This window comes from Myxococcus stipitatus DSM 14675, assembly GCF_000331735.1.
In the GTDB taxonomy this organism is placed as follows: domain Bacteria; phylum Myxococcota; class Myxococcia; order Myxococcales; family Myxococcaceae; genus Myxococcus; species Myxococcus stipitatus.
The window spans coordinates 447,302-473,380 of record NC_020126.1 but is presented as its reverse complement, the minus strand read 5'-3'; the positions used below and the strand labels follow the sequence as shown (position 1 = coordinate 473,380).

At 68.8% G+C, this 26,079-nt stretch carries 19 protein-coding genes; 7 read left to right on the top strand and 12 right to left on the bottom strand.

The annotated features are described in order from the left end of the window. Positions 1-24 precede the first annotated feature (24 nt). The 6 genes from ileS to MYSTI_RS01825 form a co-directional block, all read right to left on the bottom strand. The gene (gene ileS, locus MYSTI_RS01850) at positions 25-2,925 is read right to left on the bottom strand and encodes an isoleucine--tRNA ligase (RefSeq protein WP_015345994.1); all 2,901 of its coding nucleotides are present in this window, start codon (positions 2,923-2,925) and stop codon (positions 25-27) included. Between the two features lie 35 nt (positions 2,926-2,960). Beyond that, on the bottom strand, positions 2,961-3,653 hold the full coding sequence (locus tag MYSTI_RS01845; RefSeq protein WP_015345993.1) for a hypothetical protein: 693 nt from the start codon (positions 3,651-3,653) through the stop codon (positions 2,961-2,963). Between the two features lie 306 nt (positions 3,654-3,959). Next, positions 3,960-4,997 (bottom strand): pilus biogenesis operon protein, encoded by a 1,038-nt coding sequence (locus MYSTI_RS01840; protein WP_015345992.1) that lies wholly within the window; start codon positions 4,995-4,997, stop codon positions 3,960-3,962. Next, on the bottom strand, positions 4,994-6,646 hold the full coding sequence (locus tag MYSTI_RS01835) for a Tad domain-containing protein (RefSeq protein ID WP_015345991.1): 1,653 nt from the start codon (positions 6,644-6,646) through the stop codon (positions 4,994-4,996). The genes MYSTI_RS01840 and MYSTI_RS01835 overlap by 4 nt, the downstream gene beginning before the upstream one ends. After that, positions 6,643-7,425 (bottom strand): TadE/TadG family type IV pilus assembly protein, encoded by a 783-nt coding sequence (locus tag MYSTI_RS01830; protein WP_015345990.1) that lies wholly within the window; start codon positions 7,423-7,425, stop codon positions 6,643-6,645. The genes MYSTI_RS01835 and MYSTI_RS01830 overlap by 4 nt, the downstream gene beginning before the upstream one ends. A gap of 141 nt (positions 7,426-7,566) precedes the next feature. Beyond that, positions 7,567-9,000 (bottom strand): sigma 54-interacting transcriptional regulator, encoded by a 1,434-nt coding sequence (locus MYSTI_RS01825; protein ID WP_015345989.1) that lies wholly within the window; start codon positions 8,998-9,000, stop codon positions 7,567-7,569. A gap of 79 nt (positions 9,001-9,079) precedes the next feature. Here MYSTI_RS01825 and MYSTI_RS01820 point away from each other — a divergent pair, with 79 nt between their 5' ends. Together MYSTI_RS01820 and MYSTI_RS01815 are read left to right on the top strand one after the other, a co-directional pair. Then, the gene (locus MYSTI_RS01820; protein WP_015345988.1) at positions 9,080-10,081 is read left to right on the top strand and encodes an ATP-grasp domain-containing protein; all 1,002 of its coding nucleotides are present in this window, start codon (positions 9,080-9,082) and stop codon (positions 10,079-10,081) included. 163 nt (positions 10,082-10,244) lie between these two features. Continuing rightward, the gene (locus MYSTI_RS01815; protein ID WP_015345987.1) at positions 10,245-10,916 is read left to right on the top strand and encodes a DsbA family oxidoreductase; all 672 of its coding nucleotides are present in this window, start codon (positions 10,245-10,247) and stop codon (positions 10,914-10,916) included. Between the two features lie 55 nt (positions 10,917-10,971). On the opposite strand, the gene MYSTI_RS01810 is transcribed toward MYSTI_RS01815, so the two are convergent. After that, positions 10,972-11,913 (bottom strand): B-box zinc finger protein, encoded by a 942-nt coding sequence (locus MYSTI_RS01810; RefSeq protein WP_015345986.1) that lies wholly within the window; start codon positions 11,911-11,913, stop codon positions 10,972-10,974. A gap of 262 nt (positions 11,914-12,175) precedes the next feature. On the opposite strand from MYSTI_RS01810, the gene MYSTI_RS01805 reads away from it, so the two are divergent. Together MYSTI_RS01805 and MYSTI_RS01800 are read left to right on the top strand one after the other, a co-directional pair. Further along, positions 12,176-13,324, top strand: a complete 1,149-nt coding sequence (locus tag MYSTI_RS01805) for a hypothetical protein (RefSeq protein ID WP_084668287.1) — start codon at positions 12,176-12,178, stop codon at positions 13,322-13,324. A 219-nt stretch (positions 13,325-13,543) separates the two neighbouring features. Further along, positions 13,544-14,410, top strand: coding sequence for a hypothetical protein (locus MYSTI_RS01800; protein WP_015345984.1), 867 nt, complete (start codon positions 13,544-13,546; stop codon positions 14,408-14,410). Between the two features lie 68 nt (positions 14,411-14,478). Here the strand turns inward: MYSTI_RS01800 and MYSTI_RS01795 are convergent, their stop codons facing one another. After that, a complete protein-coding gene (locus MYSTI_RS01795; RefSeq protein WP_015345983.1) occupies positions 14,479-15,510 on the bottom strand; it encodes a TolB family protein in 1,032 nt (343 codons plus the stop codon). Positions 15,511-15,586: 76 nt separating this feature from the next. Further along, complete coding sequence (locus MYSTI_RS01790) at positions 15,587-17,224, bottom strand: golvesin C-terminal-like domain-containing protein (RefSeq protein WP_044278319.1); 1,638 nt, start codon at positions 17,222-17,224, stop codon at positions 15,587-15,589. Positions 17,225-17,680: 456 nt separating this feature from the next. On the opposite strand from MYSTI_RS01790, the gene MYSTI_RS01785 reads away from it, so the two are divergent. Further along, positions 17,681-18,433, top strand: a complete 753-nt coding sequence (locus tag MYSTI_RS01785) for a metallophosphoesterase (protein WP_015345981.1) — start codon at positions 17,681-17,683, stop codon at positions 18,431-18,433. A 52-nt stretch (positions 18,434-18,485) separates the two neighbouring features. Beyond that, positions 18,486-19,067 carry a TIGR02265 family protein gene (locus tag MYSTI_RS01780; protein WP_015345980.1) on the top strand — a complete coding sequence of 194 codons (582 nt, stop codon included), beginning with the start codon at positions 18,486-18,488 and terminating at the stop codon, positions 19,065-19,067. Here the strand turns inward: MYSTI_RS01780 and MYSTI_RS01775 are convergent, their stop codons facing one another. Both MYSTI_RS01775 and MYSTI_RS01770 read right to left on the bottom strand, forming a co-directional pair. Continuing rightward, positions 19,068-20,099 (bottom strand): hotdog family protein, encoded by a 1,032-nt coding sequence (locus MYSTI_RS01775; protein ID WP_015345979.1) that lies wholly within the window; start codon positions 20,097-20,099, stop codon positions 19,068-19,070. Between the two features lie 503 nt (positions 20,100-20,602). After that, positions 20,603-22,528, bottom strand: a complete 1,926-nt coding sequence (locus MYSTI_RS01770; RefSeq protein ID WP_015345978.1) for a potassium transporter Kup — start codon at positions 22,526-22,528, stop codon at positions 20,603-20,605. A gap of 262 nt (positions 22,529-22,790) precedes the next feature. Here MYSTI_RS01770 and MYSTI_RS41430 point away from each other — a divergent pair, with 262 nt between their 5' ends. Next, the gene (locus MYSTI_RS41430; protein WP_233278132.1) at positions 22,791-25,505 is read left to right on the top strand and encodes a sensor histidine kinase; all 2,715 of its coding nucleotides are present in this window, start codon (positions 22,791-22,793) and stop codon (positions 25,503-25,505) included. 12 nt (positions 25,506-25,517) lie between these two features. On the opposite strand, the gene MYSTI_RS01760 is transcribed toward MYSTI_RS41430, so the two are convergent. After that, complete coding sequence (locus MYSTI_RS01760) at positions 25,518-26,051, bottom strand: hypothetical protein (RefSeq protein ID WP_015345976.1); 534 nt, start codon at positions 26,049-26,051, stop codon at positions 25,518-25,520. Between the last annotated feature and the right edge of the window lie 28 nt (positions 26,052-26,079).

The following is a 26,079-nucleotide window of genomic DNA, read 5'->3' as shown; positions in this document are numbered from 1 at the left end:
CGGGCCCGTGTCATGTCCGGCCGACTACGCCGCCAGCGCCTCGCGGCACTTGAGGCACACGTCGCCGCCCTGCCTCACCGCCTCCGCGTACGTCCAGCACCGCGGGCACTTGTGGCCGTGCGCGGGCTTCACCTCCGCGGACACCTTCACGCCGTCGCCAAAGGCTCGCGTCACGTCCAACGCCGTCGCCTCGGCGCCCGCCGCGTCCACCAGCTCCACCTGACTGGTGATGAAGAGGCCGGGCAGCTCGTCCTGGTGCGCCTTCAGGAACTCCCGCACCGGCTCCGACGCCGTCAGCAGCACCCGCGCCTCCAGCGAGGCTCCGATGCGCTTCTCCCGCCGCGCCACCTCCAACACCCCCTGCACCGCCGTTCGCACCGCGAAGAGCTTCGCGTAGCGCTCCGCCAACGCGGGCTCCAGCTTCGCGCCCGGCTCCGGGAAGCCCGCCAGGAACACGCTCTCCTCGCTCTTGCCCGGCAGGAAGCCCCAGGCCTCCTCGGCCGTGAAGCTCATCACCGGCGCGAGCAGCCGCAGCAACACGGACGACACCTCGTGCAACACCGTCTGCGCACTCCGACGCCCAGGCCCGTCCGTCCGCCACGTGTACAGACGGTCCTTCAGGATGTCGAAGTACACCGCCGACAAGTCACCGGCGCAGAAGTCCACCACCGTCGCGTAGACGAGGTGGAACTCGTAGTCCTCGTACGCCTGCCGCACCCGCGCCACCACCTCCGACAACCGGCCCAGCGCCCACTGGTCCAAGGGCAACAGCTCCGAGCGCGCGACGGCGTGCTTCGCCGGGTCGAAGTCATACAAGTTGCTCAGCGCGTAGCGGACCGTGTTGCGAATCTTCCGGTAGCCTTCCGACAAGCCCTTGAGAATCTGGTCCGACAGGCGCACGTCGTTGCGGTAGTCGCTCGCCGCCACCCACAAGCGCAGCACCTCCGCGCCGTACTGCTGGATGATCTTCTCCGGCGCCACCACGTTGCCCAGGCTCTTCGACATCTTCTCGCCCTTGCCGTCCACCACGAAGCCGTGCGTGAGACAGGCCTTGTAGGGCGACGTGTCGCGAGTCCCCACCGCCACCAGCATCGACGAGTGGAACCAGCCCCGGTGCTGGTCGCTCCCCTCCAGGAAGAGGTCCGCGGGCATCCGCTGCCGCCGCTCGAGCACCGCGGAGAACATGCACGCCGAGTCGAACCACACATCGAGGATGTCCGTCTCGCGGCGGAACTCGCCCTTGCCACACCGAGGACACTGGAAGCCCTCCGGCAGGAAGTCCTTCACCGGCGTCCGGTACCACACGCCCGCGCCTTCCTTCTCCACCGCCGCCGCCACCTTCTCCATCAGCTCCGGCGACACGAGCGCCTCGTCACAGCCCTCGCAGTACGCGATGCAGATGGGCACACCCCACGTGCGCTGACGGCTGATGGTCCAGTCGGGCCGCGTCTCCAGCATGCCTCGGATGCGGCTGTGCCCCCACGAGGGCACCCACTCCACCTTGTCCACCTCCGCCAACACCTCCTGGCGGAACGTCTTCTCTCCATGGAAAGGCACATCCATGGGGATGAACCACTGATACGTCGCGCTCAGGATGATGGGGTTGTGGCACCGCCAGCAGTGCGGATAGCTGTGCGCCACCGTGTCCTTCGCGTCGTTCAGCAGCGCGCCCTTCTCCACCAGGAGGGCGATGACGAGCGGGTTCGCCTCGAAGACGCGCTTGCCCGCGAGCGACTCGCCCACCGTGTCGTCGTAGCGGCCGTCCGGACGCACCGGGTTGTAGATGTCCAGCCCGTACGACAGGCCGACCTCGTAGTCCTCCTGCCCATGCCCCGGCGCCGTGTGCACCAGGCCCGTGCCCGCCTCCAACGTGACGTGCTCGCCCAGGACGATGCGGCCGCGGCGCTCGTAGAACGGATGCTGGTACGTCAGGTGCTCCAGGTCCGAGCCCTGCGCGTACGCGAGGATGCGCGACGGGTCCACCATCGCCGCCGCGGACACCTCGCCGCCCGGCAGCGGCACGCTCTTCACCGCCAGCTCGTCCGACTTCACCTCCGCCAGCACCTTGGGCAACAGGTCCTTCGCCACGCAGATGACCCGCGCGCCCAGCTGGTAGAAGACGTACTCCAGCTCCGGGTTGACGGCGACGGCCAGGTTCGCCGGCAGCGTCCACGGCGTCGTCGTCCAGATGGCGAAGGCCACCGCGTGTCCCTTCAGCGCGGGCACCCGCTCGGCGATTTCAGCGCCCGCGGGGAAGGCCACGTAGACGGAAGGGGACTCGTGCTCCGCGTACTCCACCTCCGCCTCGGCCAGCGCCGTCTGGTCCTGGAGGCACCAGTACACCGGCTTCTTGCGGCGGTAGAGCATGCCTCGGCGCGCGAAGACGGCGAGCTCGCGGATCTCCTGCGCCTCGTACGAGAAGTCGAGCGTCTTGTAGGGCGCATCCCATGAGCCGAAGACGCCCAGCCGCTGGAACTCCGCCTTCTGGATGTCGATGAACTCCAGCGCATACTCGCGGCACTTCTCCAGGAAGACGTCGCGCGACAGGGTGCGCTTGTCCACCTTCTTGTCCTTCAGCCGCTTCTCCACCGCCTGCTCGATGGGGAGCCCGTGCGTGTCCCAGCCCGGGATGAAGTCGCACCGGTGTCCCACGAGGTTGCGGTACTTCACCACGATGTCCTTGAGGACCTTGTTCAGCGCGTGGCCCGCGTGGAGGTGGCCGTTGGCGTACGGCGGCCCGTCCGGGAGCACGAAGGGCTCACCGGCGGCGTTCTTCTCCAGAATCTTTCCCCAAATCCCCCGCTCCCCCCACCAGCCGAGCATCCGTGGCTCGAGCTGCGCCAGGTTCCCCTTCATCGGGAAGTCCGTGCGCGGGAGGTTGACCGAGTCCTTGAAGTCCTTGTCCTGGGAGGGCGTGTCGCTCATGTCGACAGCGCCCGTAACATGCCGGGTACAGCGCTTCAATCCGTGGAGGGACGCACCTCGTCGGGCGCCACCGTCCGCCGCACGACGATGACCGACAGCTTGCCTTCCTTGGCCGGCACGAGCTTGAGCGCAATCTCATCGTTGCTGGAGCGGAAGACGAGCGGGTCCACCTCCTCGAAGCCCGCCTGGGCCAGCTCGTTGCGGTAGTAGACTTCCACCTCCTGCTGTCGGGCGCTCACTGAATAGGCAAGCGTGCGCGCCCCCTCCATCTCCGTCTGCATCATCCCCACACCCCCGGGATAGACCGGCGCGACCGAGGACTGAGGACGCGGCGCCTGGGACAGGTCGGCCTGCCCCAGGAACACCGTGGTCGTCCCGTCTGGATTCGGCTGGAGGATGGCCGTGTAGGAAACGAAGGCAAAGGTGTCGATGGCGGTAATCATCGGCTCGCGCAGGAGCTGCGGCTGATCCGCCATCCGCGGAACATGAAAGTCCCACAGGAGGAAGCGGTCCACCATCTTCTGGAGGATGACCGCCGGCTTCTCCTTGCTGCGCACCGCGTTCACCTTCACGGGGATGCCGCTGGAGATGACCGGCACCGGAACATCCACGACGCCCACCACACCGGGGACCTCCCAGGTGAAGGGCAAGCGCTGTGCGGCGGCGGGCGGCGCCACGAGCGCCAGCACCACCACCACACTCCAGGTCCATGACTTCACGTGTGCCATCACGAGCCTTGTCGTCAGGGGCTTTGCTGCTGCTCACCTTTGCGCTTGCCCGTCGGCCCCTTCGTGGGCTTCACGCAGCGCTCCGAGCATTCGCTGAACTTCTTGTCGAGTTGCGCCTGGCACCGCGTGGCGCAGGCCCGGAAAGGACCCGGCTTCTCGGGGTCCAATGTCTCCGGGCACCTGGCCATGCATCGCTGATGAGTGTCGTCCGCCTTCGAGACACAGTCCGTCCTGCACTCATCGCCATCCGACCATGCGGGAGAGGCGGACAAGAGGACCGCGACGCCTAGCACCCATCGCCACCGCTCAATCACAGTCCAACCCCAGGAAGCAGCCCCGCATGGGCTTGCGCTTGACGTACGCGGCGCCATAGGGCGCCGTGGTGACGCCAATCAAGGAGCCGGGCGTCGTGGGCCAGACTTTCGAAATGGGGTCCAGGAGCGGCATCACCTGGATGAAGTTCGCGGCCTCCTCCCCCGCGGAGCTCATCCAGAAGGTCTGCTCCTTCATCCCCAGCCCGATCATCGCGAGCGCCGTAGGCGGCAGCGGATTCACCAGCAAGGCGGCCTCGGCCAGGTTGCTCGCGGCGATGGGAATCGGGAGCGACGTCGGGGCATAGGTCGTCCACACCGCGGCATGGAAGGCCGGGTTGGTGCAGGGGAAGAACCTGTTGATGTAGTCCTGCTTCATGATGTTGCACGTGGGCGACTCGAGCTCTCCCGCGAGCCCCCAGTCATCCACGAGCATCGAGAAGCGCCCCGAGCAGCTTCCCCCCACTGGGCGCCCCACCGAGCAGACCTGCATCCTGGCGAGGGAATCCTCGAGCTGGCGCTTCTGGTAGAGCGCCCCATCCCCCTCATCCAGGAAGGAGCTGGGGAAGCGCCAGGTGCTCAGCGTCGCCTGGGCGTTGCAGGCCGTCCCGCCATTGTCCCGATAGGCGGGCCGCGTGAGGACGGCTCCCGCCCAGCCGACGCCGACGTCCATTCCGCAGCGCACCTGCATGTCCGTCCCGCGCGTGAAGACCTGGGTGATGCGGCCAGGCCCCATCGTCGAGGACAGTCCCTTGAAGTCCGCGTAGCGAACCTGAGCGCTCTCGCCGGCCTTTCGCATGGAGTCCCCAGCCTCGCTGTAGGTCGCGGGGATGAGGTGCATCCGTCCATGCGTCCCATCCCACAAGGCGGAGACAGCGGCCTCCTGCACCTTGAGCGAGAGGAACCCCACCTCGGACAGGTGGATGCCAAAGGCGATGATGGTGACGAAGAGCGTGACCCCCAGGGCCGCTTCGAGCAGCGCCTGTCCCCGAGCAGGACGACGGGGGAATCGACGAGCAAGGCGCGAGGTCATCGCTGGAGCCCCTTGAAGCCCGCGTTGCGCAGCTCCATGAAGGTCTGGGCCGCGACCGGCGAACTGTTGCCCAGGGTTTCAATCGCATCCCGGACACCCGAGTTGTCGATGTCCGCGCCCACCAACGTCGCGCGCCAGTAGGGGTTGAGGAGGTTGGGCGGCTCGGCCCAGTGATTGATGCCCAGGCTCCTGCCCCGATGGTAGTAGGCGATGCCTGTCGAGAGCGCGGTCTGCGTGCTGTTGGGCGTGCCGTCCTCCATCGTGAAGCTCCTGGCGTCGTACACATTGCCCGCCCCTCCCGACTCGAAGCGATAGCGGAAGGACAGGTCCCACGGGTCCAGGGCGCGTGCCGACAAGTCTCGCTGGACCACGGCGAAGTTCTTGGGCTGGGCGTAGACGTCCCCTTCGCTGACGACTCGCCGGATGTTGTAGTCGAGGAACGGCGGCCAGATGCCGGGGCAGGACGAAGGTCCGCCCAAGCACGGCACCAACAGATGGTTGAAGGGGTCACTGGGGGCCAGGCCGGGTGTCCACCGGTGTTCGGGGAGCGGGAAGCCTCCCGACTGCACCAGGGTCGAGGTGACGGGCAGCACTCCCGCGACAAACGCGGGACAGAAGACGGGGTCTCCCCCGTGCATGAGGTGGTCGTAGCGCCAGAAAATCGAGCCGCGATCATCTCCAATGAGCGCTGGCGCATAGGGCGGTATCAAGGGGACCTGACGCCCCTTCTTGCCGAAGTACGTCGTCCCGTTCGTATCCGGCATCACAATCACGTCATCAGGGAGCCAGATGACGCGGTTCAGGTTGAGCTGGTGGATCGCGTAGTGCCCCAGGGGCACCTGCCGGTGCGAGACGAAGCTGAAGCCGCGGCTGCCCATGGCCGCGTTCACCGCGTGCGCGACCGTCAGGGGGAGGTCGCAGACGGCGCCACTGTCCGTACAGGCCACGCCCCCTCGGAGCTCCTTGGTATTGACGTTGCCAACATCCGGCACCACCCAGCTGGCATCACTCCCGTACTTCCCCGCCCCCATCGCATTGCGGACAATCCTGTTGGCGAAGGCCTGGTTGTCCACGCTGTCCCGCAGGTCCCGGTAGACGTCCTGCTGCGCGGCGTAGAAGGCGAGCTGGGCGGCCTGGTGCCCCAGCATCTGGAACTTCACCATGGGCTCCAGGGACTGGAAGACGGCATCGACGCGCAGCTTCTCCGCGCGCAACTTCCCCTGGAGCATGCCCAGGTCCGCCACGCCCTTGGTGCCACAGCGACACCGCTTCCTGCATGCCGAGTTCTTCCAGGCGCACCAGCACCCGGTCGCGATGGCGAGCTTGTAGGGCGCCATGCCAAGCCCGAAGCCATTGTTGGCCGCGTTGAGCTCCGCCCGGTAGAGCGTGGCCCAGCTCACCAGGCTGACAGCGCCCGCTTGTGCCACCGCGTGGCCAATCTGCGCGCGGTTCATCACCGCGATGTTGTTGAACGTGCGCGCGGTGGCCACCGCGTTGGAGTACGCCGCCGCGTCCGTCACCGTCTGCAGCTCGATGCGCTCACGCACCTTCATCGCGAAGGAGACCGTGAGCGTGGCCATCAGGACAATCAGCAGGGTGCCCAGGACGAACAGCACCAGCGTCTGACCACGTACGAGGGCTCGGTTCATCGGGGACAGTCCATGGAGGCGAAGTGGCGCCGCTTGGTGGGCGTCAGCATCCGCATGGTGAAGGTGGCCTCGATGGGGAACACGTACTGCTCCCGAGCCACGCGCGAGGCGAGCTCCGAGCGGACATCCCCTGCCAGCGTGAGGGGGTTCGAGGACTCCCCCTGGTTCCAGTTCGCGTCCTTCTCCGCGAGGATCAACGGATTGGCCGCCCGGTAGTCCTGGATGCCGAACTGCGCCATGAACATCCGCGACATCACCCAGTTCGCGAACGGGATGCGCATCGGGTACCAGTAGATGAGCTGCACCTCCAGCCGCCGCAGGTGCCCCGGCTCGTCGAACTCGCGGTCCTGCGGACTGTCCACCCCGCCACCGACGATGGCCCGGTTGATCCACACGATGCTTCCCGTGTGCACCCCGTCCAGCCCCGCCTGGAAACGGTTGTCCCGACGCGCCCGGAACGCCGCCGCCAGCCTCGCGGGCGCGCCTCCCCCTCCGCCGTGACGCACTTCGTCAGTGCTGCTCGACAGCCCGAGGAAGGAATGGAACGAAGGGATCAACGCGAGGATGGCCGCGTGCGTCATCCGCTCGCATTCGCCATGCGCCACGCTGCCCGCACGGGTGGCTTGGAACGCCGCGTAGTGAGCCAGCACCCGTGCCTGCAACATGAGGAACAACTGCAACGTACCCAGCAACAGGAACACAACGAGCGGAAGCGTCAGCGCCGCCTCTACCATCGCTTGTCCTGACTGGCCCTGGTTTCCGCGAGGGTCGGAATTCATGGCAGCACGTATGTTCCAGGTATTTGCGTCCCCAAGGACATACGTCAACTTGCCCGTGTCGCACGGCTGTGACGCAGCCGCGCGCTACAAGCCCGTCGCGGTCATGTTTCACTCAGGGGCTTCCCCCGAGGCACCGCGGGCTCAGCGCGGCTTCATGCCCTTCGTGTCGAGCTGATACTTCTTCACCAGCCGCTCGATGGACTTGCGGTGCAGCCCGCTCTCGCGCGCGGCGCGGGAGAGGTTGCCCTCGCAGCGGGTGAGGACGCTGGTGACGTACTCGCGCTCGAAGTTCTCCAGGAGCTGCTCCTTCGCGTCCTTGAACGAGAGGTGCTCGTTGAAGGGCAGCGGCCCCTCGCGCGTCTGGCCCCGCACGCGCGGCGGGAGGTGTGCGGGCTGAATCTCCTCGCCCTCGCTGAACGTCAGCACGTGCGACAGGACGTTCATCAGCTCGCGCACGTTGCCCGGCCACGCATAGGACATCAGCAGGCCCATCGCCTCCGGCGAGAAGCGCTTCTTGCCGTGCTTGAGCACCACCTCCGGGTCCGCGAGCGCTTCCTTGAGGATGAGCGGGATGTCATCCCGGCGCTGCCGCAGCGGCGGCAGTTGAATCGTTATCACCGAGAGGCGGAAGTAGAGGTCCTCGCGGAAGTTCCCCGCTTGAATCTCCTTCATCAGGTCGCGGTTCGTCGCGGCGATGACCCGACAGCTCACCTCGATGACGTCGTTGCCTCCGACGCGCCGCACCTCGTGGTTCTCCAGCACCCGCAGCAGCTTCGGCTGGAGGTCCAGGCGCAGCTCTCCCAGCTCGTCCAGGAAGATGGTGCCGCCGTGCGCACGCTCGAACGCACCGGGACGTCCGCTCACCGCGCCCGTGAAGGCGCCCTTCTCGTGGCCGAACAGCTCGCTCTCGATGAGGTTGGGCGGGATGGCGCCGCAGTCCAGCACCTCCATCGGCGACTTGCTGCGGCCCGACAGCTCGTGGATGGCTCGCGCCACCAGCTCCTTCCCCGTGCCCGTCTCGCCTTGGATGATGACGGAGACATCCAGCGGGGCGATCTTCTTGATGAGCCCGAAAATCTGCCGCATCTTGACGCTCTGCCCCACCATCCCGCACAGCTCGCCATCGCGGTCGGGCTCGATGGTGACCTCTTCGTCGAGCGGCGCGAACGTCAGCACGGACGAGCCCGCGCGAATCTGCGAGCCCGGTGAGAGATAGGCGCGCTCAATCCTGCGCCCATCCAGGAACGTCCCGTTGGTCGAGCCCAGGTCCACCAGCAGGTAGCCGCGCTCCGTGAACTGGATTTCGAAGTGGTGGCGGCTCGCGGTGCGGTCCTCCACCAGCACCAGGTCATTGCCGGGATGCGCGCCACAGCGCAGCCGCTCCTTGTCGCTGACGACCGAGCGCCCCGTGTCCGGCCCGGAGGCCACCGCGAGGCGACACTTGTGGAGCTTCACCGTGGTGCGTGGGTCCACCACGAGCGTCTCCCCCAGCAACGGGGAGTGGGCGAGGTCAAGCCCGGCGGCCTCTCCGGGGCTGGTGTGGATGTCGTCGGGATGCGGATCTGTCGCGCTCATCTCGTCACGAGGATAGCAAACGCGCCCCACACGGCCGCTGTCGTCCAACGGCCCGTGCTACGCTCGAATACTCCCGCCCATGTCCCCCCGAAAAATCCAGCAGAAGAAGGCCCCGGCCATGCCTGGGTCCCCGGCACCCGAGCATCCAGCGCCGCGCCGCCCTCGCACGAAGAAGACGGTGGCCATCCTGTCCCGGAAGCGCTCGCTCTACTCGACGCGCCGGCTGGTATCCGCCATCCGCGCTCGAGGCCATCGTCCCCTGGTGCTGGACACACTGCGTTGTTGCCTGCTGCTCGCCCAGGGCGCGCCGCGCATGACGTACCGCGGGGTGGAGATTCGCGGCGTGGACGTCGTGGTGCCGCGCATCGGCGCGTCCATCACCGCCTACGGGCTGGCGGTGGTGAATCACTTCGAGATGATGGGCGTGCCCGTCCTCAACCCGCCGACGTCCATCGCGCGCAGCCGGGACAAGCTGCGCGCGCTCCAGTTCCTGTCGGCCTCCGGCCTGGACATTCCTCGCACCGTCATGGCGCATGACCGCAGCAACGTGCGCCGCCTGGTGGAGGAGGTGGGCGGGCTGCCCGTCATCATCAAGCTCATCAAGGGCACGCAGGGCGTGGGCGTGATGATTGCGCACACGCTGCCGGAGGTGCAGACCATCCTGGATACGTTCTGGGACCTGGGGCAGGAGATCGTGCTGCAGGAGTTCGTCGCGGAGAGCGAGGGCCGCGACGTCCGGGCGCTCGTGGTGGGAAGGCGCGTGGTGGGCGCCATGCGACGCAAGGCGAAGAAGGGCGAGTTCCGCTCCAACATCCACCGCGGCGGTGAAGGGCAGGCAATCGAGCTTCCTCCAGCGTACACGGAGGCCGCCGTGCGGGCCGCGAGCATCGTCGGCCTGGAGGTGGCGGGCGTGGACATGCTGGAGGGACATGCGGGACCCAGGTTGATGGAGATCAATTCCAGCCCCGGCTTCGAGGGCCTGGAGCGCGCGACGGGCCAGGACATCGCGGGAGAAATCATCGAGCACGCGCTGACTTACGCCGAGCTGAAGGCGAGTGCTCCGCGCCTCTCGCGCACGTGAGCCACGACGGCCGCGCGAGGTCGGTCGCATGCCTTGAAGCAAGCGAGCAGCCTGGGCCGAAGGTGCCTTGCATGCTCCTCAGGAACACAGGAATGGATTTCGAGCTCGCGTGTCATGGGGAGTTGGCAGCGGCGCGGCGTGGCCTCTAATCTGGCGGCCCCGAATGAAAACGCCGCACAAGCCGCTGCAGGTTACCGTCTACCAGGATGTGCTGTGTTCCTGGTGCTATCTCGCCGACCTGCGCCTGGATGTCTTGCGCCAGGAGTTGGGCGAAGCCGTGCGTTGGAGCGTGAGGCCGTATCCGCTTCGTCTGCACGATGTGCTTCCCACGGAGCGCGAGAAGCGCGGGTTGGTGGAGGAAGTGCAGCGCGCGCAACGCGAGTCGGATGCGACAGCGCCGCTGCTCTCCACGGACCTGTGGCTGGGAGGAGACCCGCCGCGCAGCAGCGTGCCGGCCCTGGCGGCGCTGGAGGCCGCGCGACTGCAAGGACCGCAGGCGCGTGCGTTCCTCGCGCGAGCCATGCAGCGCGCCGCGCTGGAGCAAGGCGTCAACGTGTCGCGCACGGATGTCGTGTTCGAGCTGGCGGCGCGCGTGGGCCTGGCGATGAACGAGTTCTCCGCGGCGTTCCGCTCCGAGGAGACGCGGCGGCTCATCCTCGACGAGCACCGCGATGCGACGGCGCGCGGCGTGCGCGGCGTGCCCACGCTGGTCATCGGCGGGCGGTGGATGCTCTGCGGCCTGCGCGAGCTGACCGAGTACCGCGAGCACATCCTGGCCTGCATGGGCCGGGTGGCCACACCGCGCTCGGGTTCTTCCGAGCGACTGGTGCACTGAAGTACCCCGCCCCGGCGCCCGCCTGACTTCACGGGCGCCGCGGTGAGACGAGACGTCAGGACTCCCGCTGCTCGCCCCGGCTGAGCGACAGGTAGAGGCCGGCGAAGAGCACGTAGAAGAACCCCATGGCGGGAATCATGGGCAGGCAGCACAGGAGGAAGCTCACGATGAGGATGAGGGTGGCCAGGAAGGCGACCCCGAACATCGACAGGCGCTGCCCCTTCGCATAGCCGAAGCACTTGCGGATGACGTCCATGACGTTGGGGTTGTCTGTGTCCGCGAGCGCGACGGAGACGAGGGCCAGCGGCATGCCCATCCAGATGCTCGGGATGGCGATGATGAGGATGCAGAGCCCCACCGCCGCGAGCAGCACGGTGGCCTGGGTCATCTCCATGAGCTGCTTGAAGTCACTCACCGAGCTCAGGTCCGTCAGGCTGATGCCCGCCACGGCCACCAAGGCTCCGGCCATCACCGCCATGCACAGCAGGATGACGGGGAGGAAGATGGCGACCGCCAGCAGGTTGCTGACGACGTAGGTCCCCACCTTGCTGACCTGGCTGAACAGGCGCCCCACGTCCGCGCGCTGTCCCTGAATCACATCCAGGCAGACACGCATCATCCCCATGATGGCGACGCCCTGCACCACCCACGAGAGCACCGTGCCCATCAGGATGAACACGACACTCGCGGCGCCGCCCATCTTCTCGCCGATGAGCTTCATCACTTCGGAGATGGCGCCGCCGACCGCGATGCCCATCAGGAACAACAGCGAGCAGACGGTCAACATCACCCACTCGCGCTTGAAGGCCTCCCAGGCCACCTCGAAGAGGCCGCTGATGGTCCAGTTGTCGCGGTCCAGGGGGAAGGTCCGGCCCTCTCTCTTCCGGCAGGAGGGGCACTGAGACTGGGTGCCGTGCTCTCCGCAGAGGTCGCACATGAAATTGCCGCAGCGCGTACAGGTCCGCTGCGCGAGGTTCTCCGGATGAAGCGGGCACATGGCCCCTCTCCCCCAACCAGCATTCGACTCCATGAAGGTGCCCTCTCCTCGCGCGACGGGTCCGGCTTGCCCCGGCCTCCGCGTCGCGCCTCTGGCGCACCTACACCATCCCGTGCGCTGTCCACCAGGGCACAGTCCCCTAAACAGCGGGCAGCCAGGCAAGAAGCTCCGGGGTGAATTTTCTTCCCGGCCAGGCGTCAGAGGGCCCGTGGTCGCGAAGTGGGACTGGCTGATGGTGCCCTTCGCACGGGAGACTCGTCACATGCGCCGACTGCTCGCACTCGCCATCCCTCTCGCCCTGATGATGGGGACGGGTTGCTACGCCCACTACCATGGCCCCGCCCGGCACGGCGGCGGCAGCGTGGTGGTGGACTACAGCTACTCGGGTGACCACCCCGTTCCCGATGATGACGGTGGCGGCTGGTGCCCGTACACCCACGTCCACTCGCACGGCTACCGCCCGTCGACGACGTACTACACCTACACCGACGACGTGTATTACTACCGAGGCCCCACGCTGGTCTGGTACTGGGACTTCCACCTGGACCCGCACGGCTCCTCGTGTCACCAGCACGGGCGTCACTCGCACGACTACTACCCGAGCTCCGGCCGGGCGTATCGCTGGGAGCGCAGCCGCGGGTACGTGTTCGACCGGACCCATGGCGCTTCCGCGGGCTATGGCTACTCCCGGGGCCGCTCGCAGCAGCCGTCGCGTCGCCATGTCTCGCGTGACGATGACCGCCCGACGAACCGCCCTCCTCCGTCCGGCACGGGCTGGGGCACGCAGCCTCCTCGCGGCGGCTCCCGCGATGACGACAACGGCGGCTGGGGCAACGGCGGCTATGGCCGAGGCAATCAGGGCGGCTCGCGGCGTGACCGGGATGACGATGACGACCGTGGCTCCGACAGGCCGGGACGCGGGTACGGCAACAACAATGGCGGCAGCAACGGAGGCAACTCCAACGGCGGTGGCTGGGGCAGCGCGGGCGGTAACGGAGGCAACTCCAACGGCGGTGGCTACGGGCGCGGTGAGCGCGACAACGACAACGACCGGGGCAACAGCAGCGGCGGGGGCTGGGGCAACGGCGGTGGGCGCGGCAGCAGCGGCAACAGCAGTGGGAACAGCAGCGGCGGCAACAGTGGTGGGAACAGCAGCGGCGGCGGCTGGGGCAATGGCGGCGGGCGCGGCAGCAGCGGCAACAGCAGTGGGAACAGTGGCGGCAACAGCAGCGGCGGAGGCTGGGGCAGTGGCGGCGGGCGCGGCAGCAGCGGCAACAGCAGTGGGAACAGTGGCGGCAACAGCAGCGGTGGGGGCTGGGGCAACGGCGGAGGCCGAGGGTCCAGTGGCAGCTCGGGCGGTGGTGGCGGCAAGTCCAGCTCGCAGGGCAACGACCGCGGCGGCTGGCGCTGAGTCCGTGAGGCCGTCCCTCTCACGAGCTCCCCTGGGCGACGTGGACTGAGCAAGCAGGCGCGTCGCCGCCCCACACTTGATGGATTCCCGACACCGGGCCTCGCAAGGGGTCCGGTGTCTCTGTTTGCGCTTGGCCCTCCGTCTCCAGTCGTCGGACAGGGGACGATGAACAGGGCGGTGGATTGCCACCCACCCGGGGCATGCCGATGTTGCCCGCGCATGAAGCACCGACTCCTGTTGGCATCCTGCGTCCTGCTCGGCCTGACGTCGTCGGGCTGCGGCTCCGATGACTCCGCTCCGGACCCTGGCTACCGGACCGAGGACTCCGAGCCCGTCGACGTGGACAACCTCAGCATCCGCGTCAGCGGCCAGGCCCGCGTGCTGCCGGAGGCCGCGCGTTGGCTCGCCGCCACGGGCAGGTCCGAGCCCTCCCTGAGCGGACTCTCCGTCACCATCGAGGAGCCCCTGCGCGTCGCGGTGAACGACCTGGACGCGACCTTCGGCACGAGCGCGCTCGACGACGCGGGAGCCTTCGGCGTGGCGGGCATCCGGGTGAAGGACGTGAACGTGGGGCTCGCCGTGGGCATGAGTGGCCCCGGGCTCCTGCGGACCAGCAGCATCATCTACGACAGCACCTTCACCGGCTCGCGTCCGCGCACGAACCTCATCGAGACTCGCGCCTACGCGCTTCCCGAGTCCTTCCACGACGCGCTCAGCACGGCCCTCGGTGAGACGCGCCTGCTCGGCCACACCGAGAACCGCGCGCGAGCCCTCCGCGACGCGGGCTTCGCGCTGGGCCGCGTGGTGGATGAGAACGGACGGCCTCGCGCGGGCGTGCGCGTGGTGCCGAATCGAACCGAGCTCGCCGACCGCATCTACTACCCGTCAGCGGACCTGAGCAGCGTCAACCAGGAGAGCACCTCCGAGGAGGGGCTGTTCGTCTACGTCCACACCGGGCTCGCCGTGGAGTCCTTCCAGGTGAGCGTGGAGGGCGAAGCGAACGCCGTGCCTCGCAACGTGGTCACCGCACCGGGCTGGGGGCTGATGCTCACGCTCTACCCCGGCCTCCACCCGCCCATCGAGTGACGTCCGCCCGGACTCCCTCGCGACGGAGGGAGTCCAGGCCGACAGGTCCGCTCACACGAGCATCCTCGCTAGCGACGCGCCACCCAGCGCGGCAACCAGTCCGGCTCCTTCGCGGTGGTGAGCCGCGTCTGGCCACTGCCGTCGGCGCGCATGAGGTACACGTCCGTGTTGCCCTCGCGCTCCGACACGAAGGCCAGGTACTTCCCGTCCGGACTCCAGGCCGGCATGTCGTCGCGCCGCTGCCCTTCCGTCAGCGCCACCGGCACACCGCCCTCCACCGGCACACGCCACAGCCGCGCGCGCGCCTCCGGCTCCCGGCTCACGTACACGAGGTGCTTCCCGTCCGGACTGAAGGCGGGCTCGCGCTCATCGCCGGAGAAGGACTCTCCAGACACCGCGCGCAGGTCCGAGCCATCCGGCCGAATCAGATACAGCCGCTCCCGATTCTCCCGGTCGCTGACGAAGACAATCCACTTCCCATCCGGACTCCACACCGGAGCACGGTCCTCGCGATGGAACGCGGTGAGCCGTCGCTCGTTCGTGCCGTCCGCCTTCGCCACGTAGATTTCAGGGTCTCCCTCGCGGCTGCACACGAAGGCCACTTCCTGGCCGTCGGGGGAGATGGCGGGCTCGAAGCACCCTTCCTTCACCTGCGTCAGCCGCACCTCCGGCACGTCCGCGCGAGGCTCCAGGCGCACCACGTCGCTGAAGCCCTGGGCATCCGACTCCGCCGACAGCCACGAGCCATCCGGTGCCCAGACCGCGTTGCGAGCCCGCGCCCGGGGCGCATGCAGCGGCACCGCGTCTCCACCCGCCAGGGGCTGGACGCGGAGTTGCTGGAACTGCAACCCGTCCACCTCGCGCACGGCCACCACGAGCAACGACTTCCCATCCGGCGACACCGGCCCGGGATAGTCGTCCTCCGGCCCTCGGGTGATTTGGGTCTCCGTCCCGTCAGGGCTCACCTGCCACACATCCTTCTGTCCCGCCCGCTCCGACAGGAAGACCACCGCGCCCGGAATGGCGCGCGCCTCCTCCTTCGACAGCGGCCCGGCGCCCGACGCTCCGCCACACCGGCCAGAGCATCCGACGCCGAGCACGGCGAGCGCGGTCCAACACCACCGCGCCCGCCACGGCCAGGAACGCTGCACCCGTTCGAGGCCTCGCTTCATCACGTCAGCGCACCCGGATGGCGTCCGCCATGACGACGTAGCCCTCGGTGGCCCAGCGGCTGAGCTGCACCTTGTTCCAGCCCGCGGGGAACGAGTACGTGCCCAGCGCGTTCCACGCGCTGCCGCCGGCCTGCTGGTTCACCGTCACCGTGCTGTTGCCACCCGAGTGGGTGATGATGAAGGGCGCGGAGGGCGAGCGGTTGGTGCCCGCGACCCACCACGCATCGATGGTCCGGGTGCCCGCCGCCGGCATGTAGAAGTTGAACACCACCGGCTCGGAGATGGGCTGCGTGGAGGCGTAGTAGTAGCCGCTGCCGTAGTAGCCCGCGCTGGTGCCCGACGCCCACGACGCGGGCACGTCCGTGCGCGCCTTCGCCGAGTCGTTGTTCGCGTTGTGGCTGTCCACGACGATGGTGCCCGTGCCGCCGCCGTCGCCGCAGTAGCTCTTGATCTTGCTGATGTAGCTGCTCCACGGCCAGTTGGGACCCGGGTCCGTGCGGGACGACGGCTGGAGCCGGCCGTGCGCGACGATGTGGTAGCTGTCGCGGGTGATGCCCTGGCCCTTGGAGATGTCGCAGGACAGCTTCGCCGACGAGTCGATCTGGCCCGCGGGGAAGGAGGCCTGGCTGGCGTAGCCGCCGTGCTCGATGCCCACGGAGAAGTGGTTCACCGACGTGCCGTTGAGGCCGCATTCCACGTTGCCGTTGAGGCTGCAGCTGTAGCTGGCGCCCACGTGCCAGGCGCGGTCGGACTCGCGCACGAGCTGGGAGACCTCGCTGCCGCTCTCGTTGACGACGTAGTGCGCGCTCACGCCCGCCGCGGAGTTGGTCAGCCAGCCCCAGCACCCGGAGTAGCCACCCTCACACGTGTGGATGATGATCATCGACACGTTCGTGCCCGAGGGCCGAGCGTTGTAGTTGGGCGACGGACGCCAGATGGCCGGCGCGTAGTCCGGAGCCAGCGCCGCCAGCCCCGCCTGGAGCTTCGGCAGGGCGAACTTCGCCTCCACCTTCGAGCCCTCCAGCGACACCGCCACCTTGCCTCGCGGCGTGAAGGCACCCGCGCCCTCGCGCAGCGCCGAGTACACCTCGTTGTGGATGTAGCTGGCCTGCGCCTCCGCGTCGGAGATGTCCGACAGCTTCACCACCGCCGTGGCCCACGCGCCCAGGTCCTTGCGGTCGATGCCCTCTTCCGAGGCGTACTTCGACAGCAGCGCCGCGCCCGCGCGGAGGTTGGCCAGGGGCTCGTCACGCACCGCCGAGGCGGACACACCCGCCAGCGCCGCGCCGTCCGTCAGCTTGTCACCGCGCAGGGCCATGAGGCCGAACGCCGCGGGACGGCCCTCGAACTCCTCTTCACCCTGGATGTGCTCGAAGCGCGTCTCCACATAGGAGATGGCCTTGAGCAGGCTCACCGGAACATCGAACTCGCGCGCCGCCTGGGCGAACAGCGCGTCCAGCTCCTCGGGCGTGCGACGGGCCGCGTCGCGGGACTCGGCCGCGATGTCCTCCGCCGTCTGTGCCGGAACTTCCGCGGCGGGAGGGGCCTCGGGGGGCGGCGTCTCCTGCTGGGGCTGGGGTCCGCAGGCGGACAGCGCCAGCGCGGCGGCCGTCGCCGCGAACGTCTTGCTCAACACGTGCATGGGGATGGAGCTCCTTCGGGGGGTCAAGCAGCTCTGCGTTCCGCACCCGCCATTGGGCGCGGTACAGCCACTGGCCTTGAGCACCATGCATGCCAACCAGGAATTCCCCGTGTTTCGCTGGGGGCCTCCAGGCCAGGTGGTGCATCCATGCTCCACCTCTCTAACGGGTTCTCAATCCCCAATTCCCGACTCAACATTTCAACCCGTTGAAATCAGGAAGAGCCCCACACTGAACCACCCGCCTCCACCCCCGGAAATGGCCGCACCTGTCGCAGTGGCGTGTTTCGAGACAGGTGATACGTAAAAAGTCGTTACATATATTTTCGTGACTTCCATCTTTTCGCGCCCGGCCGGAAACAGGGCCGGGAGGCACGGTCCGCCCGGAGGCAAACGGGCGTGGGCCGCCCGCGTGGAGTTCTGGGGCCTGGAGGCCACGGCATCCGCTATGAGGGGCCCATGCGGCTCTTCGGAATCGGCGACACCCACCTCCCCTCCACCCGACAGAAGGACATGCAGCGCTTCGGCTGGACGGACCACCCCCTCCCCCTCCAGCGCGCCTGGGATGAGCGGGTGAGGCCGGAGGACGTGGTCATCGTCGCCGGAGACATCTCCTGGGCCACGCGCCCCCACGAGGTGATGGACGACCTGGCCTGGCTGGACGCGCGGCCGGGGCGCAAGGTGCTGGTGCGCGGCAACCATGACTACTGGTGGGGAGACTCGGCGTCGAAGCTGCGCAAGCTCCTGGAGCCGTTCCGCACGCTGGAGGCCTTCCTGCACAACAGCGCCGCCGTCATGGGGCCGTGGGTGATTGCGGGAACGCGCCTGTGGACCGCGCCCGAGGCGCCCCCCATGCCCGGCGGAGAGATGGGCGATGAGCCGCTGGAGCTGGGCTACGTGGAGCGGGAGACGCGGCGCCTGGCGACCTCCATCGAGGACGCGAAGAAGAAGGAGGCCGCCAGCCCCACGCCGCTGGTGCGCGTGGCCGCGGTGCACTTCCCGCCGCTGTACGCCAACGAGAAGGCCACCGCCTTCAGCGCCCCCATCGAGGCCTTCCAGCCCAAGGTCTGCGTGTACGGCCACCTGCACTCCACCGGCATCCCCGCGGGCTTCACCGGAGAGCGGGCCGGCGTGCGCTACGTGCTGGCGTCATGCGACGCGGCCGGCTTCGCGCCGGTGCTGCTGGATGAGGTGCCCCCGGTTTCGCCGTGAGGCTAAGCTCCACGCCACTTCGCATCCCAGGGGCTGGAGGAGGAGAGGAGACATGCCGTCCAACAAGGCCGAGCTCGCCGCGAGGCTCGCGGCCACCCAGCCCGGCGACGCGGTGCGCGGGCTGTTCTTCAAGGCCGTGTTCAGCCTCATCCAGCAGAAGGCGGGGCTGGCCGCGCTGGAGCAGGTGCGCGTGGGGGACCTGGCCAAGGACTACTCGGACCTGCGCACCTACTCCGTGCGCGAGTTCCTGAACCTGCTCTACGTCGCGGCGGACGCGCTCGAGCAGGACCTGGGGACGGAGGACGCCGTGTACCACGCGTGCGGCGAGTCCAACGTCACGCGCTACTCCACGGGCCCCGGGATGCTCATCTTCGGCATCATCTCCCGAGGAGACCCGCAGAAGCTCTTCTCCGGAGCGCAGATGGGCTACAGCGCGGCCGTCACGTACGGCACCCGCGAGTATGTGACGACGGGGCCCAAGTCCGGCACGCTTCGCGTCAGGCGGGACATGCTGCCCCCCGCGTACCACGAGGGCATCCTCACCGGCGCGCTCAAGGTCCTGGGACTCAAGGGTACGGCGAAGGCCCATCCGCAGGGCATCGACCGCGTGGACTACGACATCACCTGGGAGTGACTACTCCACGCGCTCGAAGGTGACGTCCAGCTCCGCGACGACGCGCTCACCGACGGAGGCCTGGCACGTGAAGGTGTGGTCGGCACCCTCGTGCGAGCGCCGCGCCGCGCCGAACGTCACCGTCTGGCCGGCGTAGGCCAGGCTGTCCGCCTTCAGGCGCACGTCCTTGGCCAGGACGCGGGCCCACGGCGCACCCTCCAGCTTGCGCAGCAGCGTGGTCGCCACCCGCGTCATGCCGCTGGCCACCACCGCGACGGGCATCACCGGGTGCAGCGCGAAGTGGCCCTTGCACAGGTCCATCGTCACCGGGCCCAGCGAGGCGGTGAGGCTCTCACCGTCCGGGCGCCAGTCGTGCAGCGCCAGCGCCTTCGAGTAGGGGTTCTGCCGCATCCGCGCCCACTCCTCGGGGGTGCGCTGCACGCCGTCGTCGCGACGGGGCTCGCGGCGCATCTCCACGCGCGCCTCGCCGAAGAGGCGGGTGAAGGCGGCGGCGGAGAGGACGTTGTAGTCCACCTCCAGGCGGAACACCGGGGTGCCGTCCGAGTTGGACAGGAGCGTGCGCGCGGTGGCCGTGCGCTTGCCCGTGAGGGACGCCTGCGCCAGGCCCCAGAGCAGGTCCGTGGCGCGCCCCACCGCGCCGCGGTTCAGCCACTCACCGCGCGCGCCGCACGCCAGGTAGAAGTGCTGCCCGTCCTTGGGCGTCACCAGCGCCGCGGCGCACGAGCCCAGGATGGCCATGTGGCGGCCGGCCTCCGCGATGCCGATGATGCCCGCCTCCGCGTCCGGGTCCTGCTGCACCGGGATGCGCGCGACCACCTCGCCCTGTCCCATCACCGTCACGTCCTTCAGCGCGAAGTACGGGTCCCTCACGCAGATGCGCGGGTACAGCTCCGCGGCCGACAGCACCGTGTGCGGCGCCAGGTTCGACCAGTCGCGCTGCGGCTGCTCCGTCCACGGTGTCACCGCGGGCGAAATCGAAGACAGGCCAGAGGAGAGGAGCGAGGCGGCGGCGTGGGGGGCGACGTCGAGCATGGGGGCTGACCTCAGTTCGGACACGGGGGTTCTGCGCGACACCTGAAAACACTGTAAACGAAGAGACTTCCGCCAGTACAGGACTTTTTCTGTCTGGTGAAAATATTCTCGCCGCGTCGCGTGATTTGTTGCTGGTGGGCGGTAATTTTACGCCGGAGCAGGACGAAAACACCGCCTCCGTGTCACCTGGAGTGAGCGCCAGGCCTCCAGAGACCCACACTCACCGCACGGCATCAGGGCGCCTCACGGGGTAGGTTCCACCCCATTATCGCCCATCTCATCGCCGTGTTTCCGAAGAGTTACACCATCACTGAGGCATCAGACGCAGTGCGTCTTTCTGGACACCGTAGGGAAAGTGATGGTGATTCAGAACGATTCCAATCCAGGCGGCTTTTCCACCCGGAAGGACACGGGTGGAGGCACGGCGGCTCGAAAGGAATTTCCCGCGCATTTTCCCGGCCCCGGCCCTCACGAAGAGGGCCTGGGGCCGAAGAAGGCGGGGATTACAGCTCCACCTGACTGCCCAGCTCCACCACGCGGTTGGGGGGAATCCGGAAGTAGGCGGTCGCACTGCGAGCGTTGCGGCTCATCCAGGAGAAGAGGGCCTCGCGCCACACGGCCATGCCGGGGCGCTTGGTGGGGATGAGCGTTTCACGGCCCAGGAAGAAGCTGGTGCCCATGAGCTGGAACTGGAGCCCCTTCTCCCGGCAGCGCTTGAGCACGTCCGGGATGCTGGGGTTCTCCATGAAGCCGTAGGTGGCCACCACCCGGACGAAGCCCTGCTCCAGGGGCTCCACCACCACCCGCTCGGCGCCGGGGACGTGCGGCACGTCCTCCGAGAGGATGGTCAGGAGCACCACCTGCTCGTGCAGCACCTTGTTGTGCTTCAGGTTGTGCAGGAGCGCCGGGGGCGTGCCCTCCGCGTTGCCCGTCATGAAGATGGCGGTGCCGGAGACGCGCAGGGGCGGATGGTCCCCGAAGCTGCCCAGGAGCTCCTTCAGGGGGATGCTGGACGCGCGCAGCTTGGCGGCGAGGATGGCCCGGCCGCGCTTCCACGTGGTCATCAGCGTGAAGATGACGACGGCCAGCAGCAGCGGGAACCAGCCACCGTCCGCCAGCTTCATCGCGTTGGCGCTGAAGAGGGACAGCTCCACCGTGAGGAAGAGGCCCGCGACGGGGATGGCCAGGGCGCGGCTGACGCCCCAGCGCTCGCGCGCCACGACGTAGGCCATGATGGAGGTGATGACCATGGTGGTGGACACCGCGATGCCGTACGCGGAGGCCAGCGCGCTGGAGGAGCGGAACGTCACGACCAGCGTGAAGACGCCCACCATCAGCGCCCAGTTGATGCCGGGCAGATAAATCTGGCCCATCTCCTCCGCCGAGGTGTGCACCACCTCCATGCGCGGGCTGTAGCCCAACTGCATGGCCTGGCGGGTCAGCGAGAAGGCGCCGGAGATGAGGGCCTGCGACGCGATGACACCCGCCACGGCCGACAGCGCCACCAGCGGGTAGAGCATCCACGACGGGGCCAGCAGGTAGAACGGGTTGCGCGCGGCGCTCGCGTCCCGCAGGAGGAGCGCGCCCTGGCCCAGGTAGTTGAGCATCAGCGAGGGCAGCACCACGCTGAACCAGGCCCACCGGATGGGCTTCCACCCGAAGTGGCCCATGTCCGCGTAGAGCGCCTCGCAGCCCGTCACGACGAGGAACACGCCGCCCAGCACGAGGAAGCCGTGCCAGCCGTTGTGCACCAGGAGCATGACGCCGTGCACGGGCGACAGCGCGCTCAGGACAGCGGGGTTGTGCACCAATTCCTTCACGCCCAACGCGGCCAGCGTGAAGAACCACACGCACATCACCGGGCCGAAGAGGGAGCCGATGCGCGCGGTGCCGTGACGCTGCACCACGAAGAGCACCGTGAGGATGGCCAGGGTGATGGGGACGATGAAGGGCTCGAACACGGGCGTGGCCACGCTGAGGCCCTCCACCGCGCTGAGCACGGTGATGGCCGGCGTGATGAGGCCGTCGCCGTAGAGCAGCGCGGCGCCGAAGATGCCCAGGGTGATGAGCACCGGGCGGGCCACGGGCGTGGACTGTCCCCGCTGGCGCTGCATGGCCAGCGCCATCAGCGCCAGGATGCCGCCCTCGCCCCGGTTGTCCGCCCGCATCACGAAGATGAGGTACTTCACCGAGACGATGATGAGCAGCGTCCAGAAGATGAGCGACAGCACCCCCAGCACATTCTGAGGAGTGGGTGCGATGCCGTGCGGGCCGGTGAAACACTCGCGCAACGCGTACAGGGGGCTCGTCCCGATATCACCGTAGACGATGCCCAGGGCCCCGAGGGCCAGGAGCGCCGTGCGCTTGAAGGTGTCCGGGCCTTCCCGAACAGCCTCCCCGCTCGACGCACCAGTGGAGGTGTCTTTCACGGCCCCCCCTTTAGCCGAACCCTAGAGAGGAGCAACCCACCCGACGCCCCCTTCCGTGGATTCCAACGTCCGGGTGCGCGCATGTGCGACACCCTCCCCCGGCCCATCTCCGCCGGCTGGTGTGCGACGGAGCGTGCGTCCGGAGCGAACAGTCCCGGAAGGGCGGATGTTGTCCAGCCATGAAGGAGGGCCGCAGGGCAACCGGGGATCTGCCTCACGCCACCATCCCGTGCTCCCATGCCGGCGCGGGGGCGCAATGACCATGGCAGCATCCCGGTATTCAGACGCGCGGCAGTTCGGGGCCCACACCCCGGAGGTGGAGGAGCGGCTGGCCCTGCTGGCGGAGGCGTCGCGCGTGCTGGCCGACGCCAGCCTGGAGCCTCCCGCCGTCATGGAGCGGTTGTGCGCGCTGGTGGTGCCGCTGTTGGGTGCTGCATGCACGCTGCGCCTGGTGTCGGAGGATGGCCACTGGCTGCGCACCGTGGCCTCGGCCGCCGCCACGCCGGAGGCTCGGCGGTTGTTCCAGACGCTCAGTCCCCCGGCGGTGCGCGCGGACGAGGGACCCTCCCACGAGGTGCTGCGCACGGGCGAGGCGCTCTGGGTGCCGGACCTGGACCCGCAGTCGCTGCGCGAGTGGCTGCCGCCGCAGCAGCATGGGCTGCTGAAGGACTTCCCCTTCACGCGGATGATGGTGCTGCCGCTGCGCGCGCGGGGGCGGAGCCTGGGGACGCTCACCGTGTGGAAGGACCCCGCGGAGGCCGAGCGCACCGTCGACGCGGGCGAGCAGCTCCTCCTCCAGGAGCTCGCGGACCGCGCGGCCCTGGCGCTGGACGTGGCGCGCGCGTACGCGGCGGAGAAGCAGGCCCGGCAGGCGGCGGAGGTGGCGGCGGGGCGGCTGCAGCGGCTGCAGCGGGTGACGGCGGAGCTGTCGCGCGTGCTGTCCGCCGAGCGCGTGGCGGAGGTCATCGTCGAGCAAGGCGTGGAGGCGGTCGGCGCCGCGCGCGGCGTGCTGTGGGTGGTGGAGGGAGACCACGCGCGGCTGCTGCGGTGCTCCGGCTACGAAGACCCCCAGGCGCTCGAGAAGTCCTTCGGCAGGCTCCCCTTGGATGGCCCCCATCCCGTGAAGGACGCCATCCGGGAGGCCCGGCCCATCTGGGTGGAGTCCCCGGAGGCGATGGCGGACCGCTATCCCGAGCTGGATGTGATTCGCAGCCAGACAATGCGCGCCCCCTCGCCCGCGTCGACCTGTCTGCCTTTGTTCGCCGAGGGCCGCGTGCTGGGCGTGTTGCTGTTCGCCTTCACCGAGCCTCGCGTCTTCGCTCCCGACGAGCGCGCGTTCCTGGAGCTGCTGGCGCACCACGCGGGACAGGCGATGGCTCGGGCCCGGCTGCTCGAGCAGGAGCAGCGCGCGCGAGAGGAGCTGGCCGAGGTCAACGAGCGGCTGGCCGCCATCATCCAGGCGTCCCCCGCCTCCATCATCCTGGTGGACAGCGACGGCACGGTGCGGCTGTGGAACCCGGCCGCGGAGCGCATCTTCGGGTGGAAGCCCGAGGAGGTGCTGGGCCAGGTGCTGCCCGTGGTGCCCGCGGACAAGCAGGCGGAGTTCCGCCGCAACCTGGAGAAGGCCGGCCGGGGTGAGTCGCTGGGCGGCGCGGTGATGCGGCGACAGCGCAAGGACGGCACTCCGCTCCAGGTCGCGCTGTGGACCGCGCTCGTGCAGCCCGCGGGGGGTGGCCCCGAGCAGGTGCTGAGCATGGCCGTGGACGTCACGGAGCGACACCGCAGCGAGGCCGCGCAGCACTTCCTCGCCGAGGCCGGGGGTGTCCTGGCCGCGAGCCTGGAGCAGGAGCAGACGCTGGAGCGCGTGGCCCACCTCGCCGTGCCGTCCTACGCGGAGTCCTGCGGCGTGTTCCTCACGGACCCGGACGGCACCGTGCGCTGCGTGGCGTCCGCGCACGAGGACCTGGGACTGCGCGCCCAGGACGGACACCCCGCGCCAGGGCTCGCCGTCGCGTCTCGGGTGGTGGCCTCCAACGAGGCGGAGCTGCGCACGCGCACGCGCACGAACACCCCCGAGTGCGCGCGGAGCCCCGGCGGCACGGGCGTCTGCGCGTGGCTGTGCGTGCCGCTCCAGGTGCGAGGCCAGACGCTGGGCGCGCTCACGTTCGCCACGTCCCGTCGCGACTACGACGCACAGGACTTGTCGCTGGCGCAGGAGCTGGCGAGGCGCGCGGCGCTGGCCATCGACAACGCCCGCCTCTATCGCGAGGCGCGGCAGGCCATCCGCCTGCGCGAGGAGTTCCTCTCCATCGCGAGCCACGAGCTGAAGACGCCCATCAGCGCGCTCCAGCTGCAGGTGCAGAGCTTGATGGCGGGGCTGGCGCGCTCCCCCTCGGGCCTGACGCCGGAGCGGCTGGGACGCGCGCTGGAGGTGGTGGACCGGCAGGTGAAGCGGCAGACGCAGCTCATCCACGAGCTCCTGGATGTGTCTCGCATCAGCGCGGGGCGGCTGGAGCTGAGCCCCGAGCCGCTCGACCTGTCCGCGATGGTGCGCGAGGTGGTGGAGCGCTTCGAGCCGGAGCTGGAGCGCACGGGCACGCGGCTGGAGCTGTCCCTGGCGCCGGAGTCCTCGGGGCTCTGGGACAAGCTGCGAATCGACCAGGTGCTGACGAACCTGGTGAGCAACGCGGTGAAGTACGGGCGCGGCAACCCCGTGCACGTGGTGGTGACATCCCTGGAGGACTCGGTGCGCGTGGAGGTGCGCGACCGGGGCATCGGCATCGGCGAGGAGCACCTGTCGCGGCTGTTCCACCGCTTCGAGCGCGCCGTGTCCGAGCGCAACTACGGCGGCTTCGGACTGGGCCTCTGGATTTCGCGCCAGATTGTCGAGGCGATGGGCGGCCACATCGCCGTGCGCAGCGAGCTGGGCGTGGGCTCCACCTTCACCGTGGACCTGCCACGCCCTCGGGCGGGCTGAGCGAAGGTCGGCTCACAACGCCAGGAGCAACAGGGTGGCCTTCTCCTCGGGGCTCGCCGCCAGGAACTCGTCGGGCAGCCACACCTCCGTCTCGGGCACCAGCGATGTGTCACAGCTGCGCTTGCCCGCATAGGAGCGCCCCGCCTCGCGCGCCTTCAGCCGGTACGTGCAGTCGCGGACATAGACCGTCACTTCGTCCGGGGTCATCTTCACGTTGGCGGGGCGCCCACCGAAGCCGCCCTCCGCCACCAGCGTGTCCCCTTCACGCTTCACGTCCAGGTTCACCACCGCGCCAGCGAGGGCCCCCTTCACCGTGCCGTTCTTGAACGTCACGTCGATGACGCCCAGCCAGGTCCGCCCTCGCAGCCCGTTCCTCATCCGCGACACCTGGAAGTCCTGCCCCGTCACGGTGTCGGACGTCATCACCAGGTTGTATTGCTCCCGGGCGACTCGCAGGTTGATGGCGTCCTGCTTGGGCTCGGACACCGCGACACCCGCGCCCAACACCACCGCCGCCACCAGCACACCCCTCAGATAGCGCTTCATGGGGAAGGCTCCTTTCGTTGGACTCCCG

Excerpts from the sequence above, each read along its gene's own strand:
- ileS (WP_015345994.1), bottom strand. The coding sequence starts at position 2,925 with ATGAGCGACACGCCCTCCCAGGACAAGGACTTCAAGGACTCGGTCAAC.
- MYSTI_RS01810 (WP_015345986.1), bottom strand. The coding sequence starts at position 11,913 with ATGTGCCCGCTTCATCCGGAGAACCTCGCGCAGCGGACCTGTACGCGC.
- MYSTI_RS41430 (WP_233278132.1), top strand. The coding sequence starts at position 22,791 with ATGGCAGCATCCCGGTATTCAGACGCGCGGCAGTTCGGGGCCCACACC.
- MYSTI_RS01815 (WP_015345987.1), top strand. The coding sequence starts at position 10,245 with ATGAAAACGCCGCACAAGCCGCTGCAGGTTACCGTCTACCAGGATGTG.
- MYSTI_RS01825 (WP_015345989.1), bottom strand. The coding sequence starts at position 9,000 with ATGAGCGCGACAGATCCGCATCCCGACGACATCCACACCAGCCCCGGA.
- MYSTI_RS01805 (WP_084668287.1), top strand. The coding sequence starts at position 12,176 with ATGCGCCGACTGCTCGCACTCGCCATCCCTCTCGCCCTGATGATGGGG.
- MYSTI_RS01820 (WP_015345988.1), top strand. The coding sequence starts at position 9,080 with ATGTCCCCCCGAAAAATCCAGCAGAAGAAGGCCCCGGCCATGCCTGGG.
- MYSTI_RS01760 (WP_015345976.1), bottom strand. The coding sequence starts at position 26,051 with ATGAAGCGCTATCTGAGGGGTGTGCTGGTGGCGGCGGTGGTGTTGGGC.
- MYSTI_RS01785 (WP_015345981.1), top strand. The coding sequence starts at position 17,681 with ATGCGGCTCTTCGGAATCGGCGACACCCACCTCCCCTCCACCCGACAG.
- MYSTI_RS01830 (WP_015345990.1), bottom strand. The coding sequence starts at position 7,425 with ATGAATTCCGACCCTCGCGGAAACCAGGGCCAGTCAGGACAAGCGATG.
- MYSTI_RS01835 (WP_015345991.1), bottom strand. The coding sequence starts at position 6,646 with ATGAACCGAGCCCTCGTACGTGGTCAGACGCTGGTGCTGTTCGTCCTG.
- MYSTI_RS01845 (WP_015345993.1), bottom strand. The coding sequence starts at position 3,653 with ATGGCACACGTGAAGTCATGGACCTGGAGTGTGGTGGTGGTGCTGGCG.
- MYSTI_RS01790 (WP_044278319.1), bottom strand. The coding sequence starts at position 17,224 with ATGCACGTGTTGAGCAAGACGTTCGCGGCGACGGCCGCCGCGCTGGCG.
- MYSTI_RS01840 (WP_015345992.1), bottom strand. The coding sequence starts at position 4,997 with ATGACCTCGCGCCTTGCTCGTCGATTCCCCCGTCGTCCTGCTCGGGGA.
- MYSTI_RS01775 (WP_015345979.1), bottom strand. The coding sequence starts at position 20,099 with ATGCTCGACGTCGCCCCCCACGCCGCCGCCTCGCTCCTCTCCTCTGGC.
- MYSTI_RS01780 (WP_015345980.1), top strand. The coding sequence starts at position 18,486 with ATGCCGTCCAACAAGGCCGAGCTCGCCGCGAGGCTCGCGGCCACCCAG.
- MYSTI_RS01800 (WP_015345984.1), top strand. The coding sequence starts at position 13,544 with ATGAAGCACCGACTCCTGTTGGCATCCTGCGTCCTGCTCGGCCTGACG.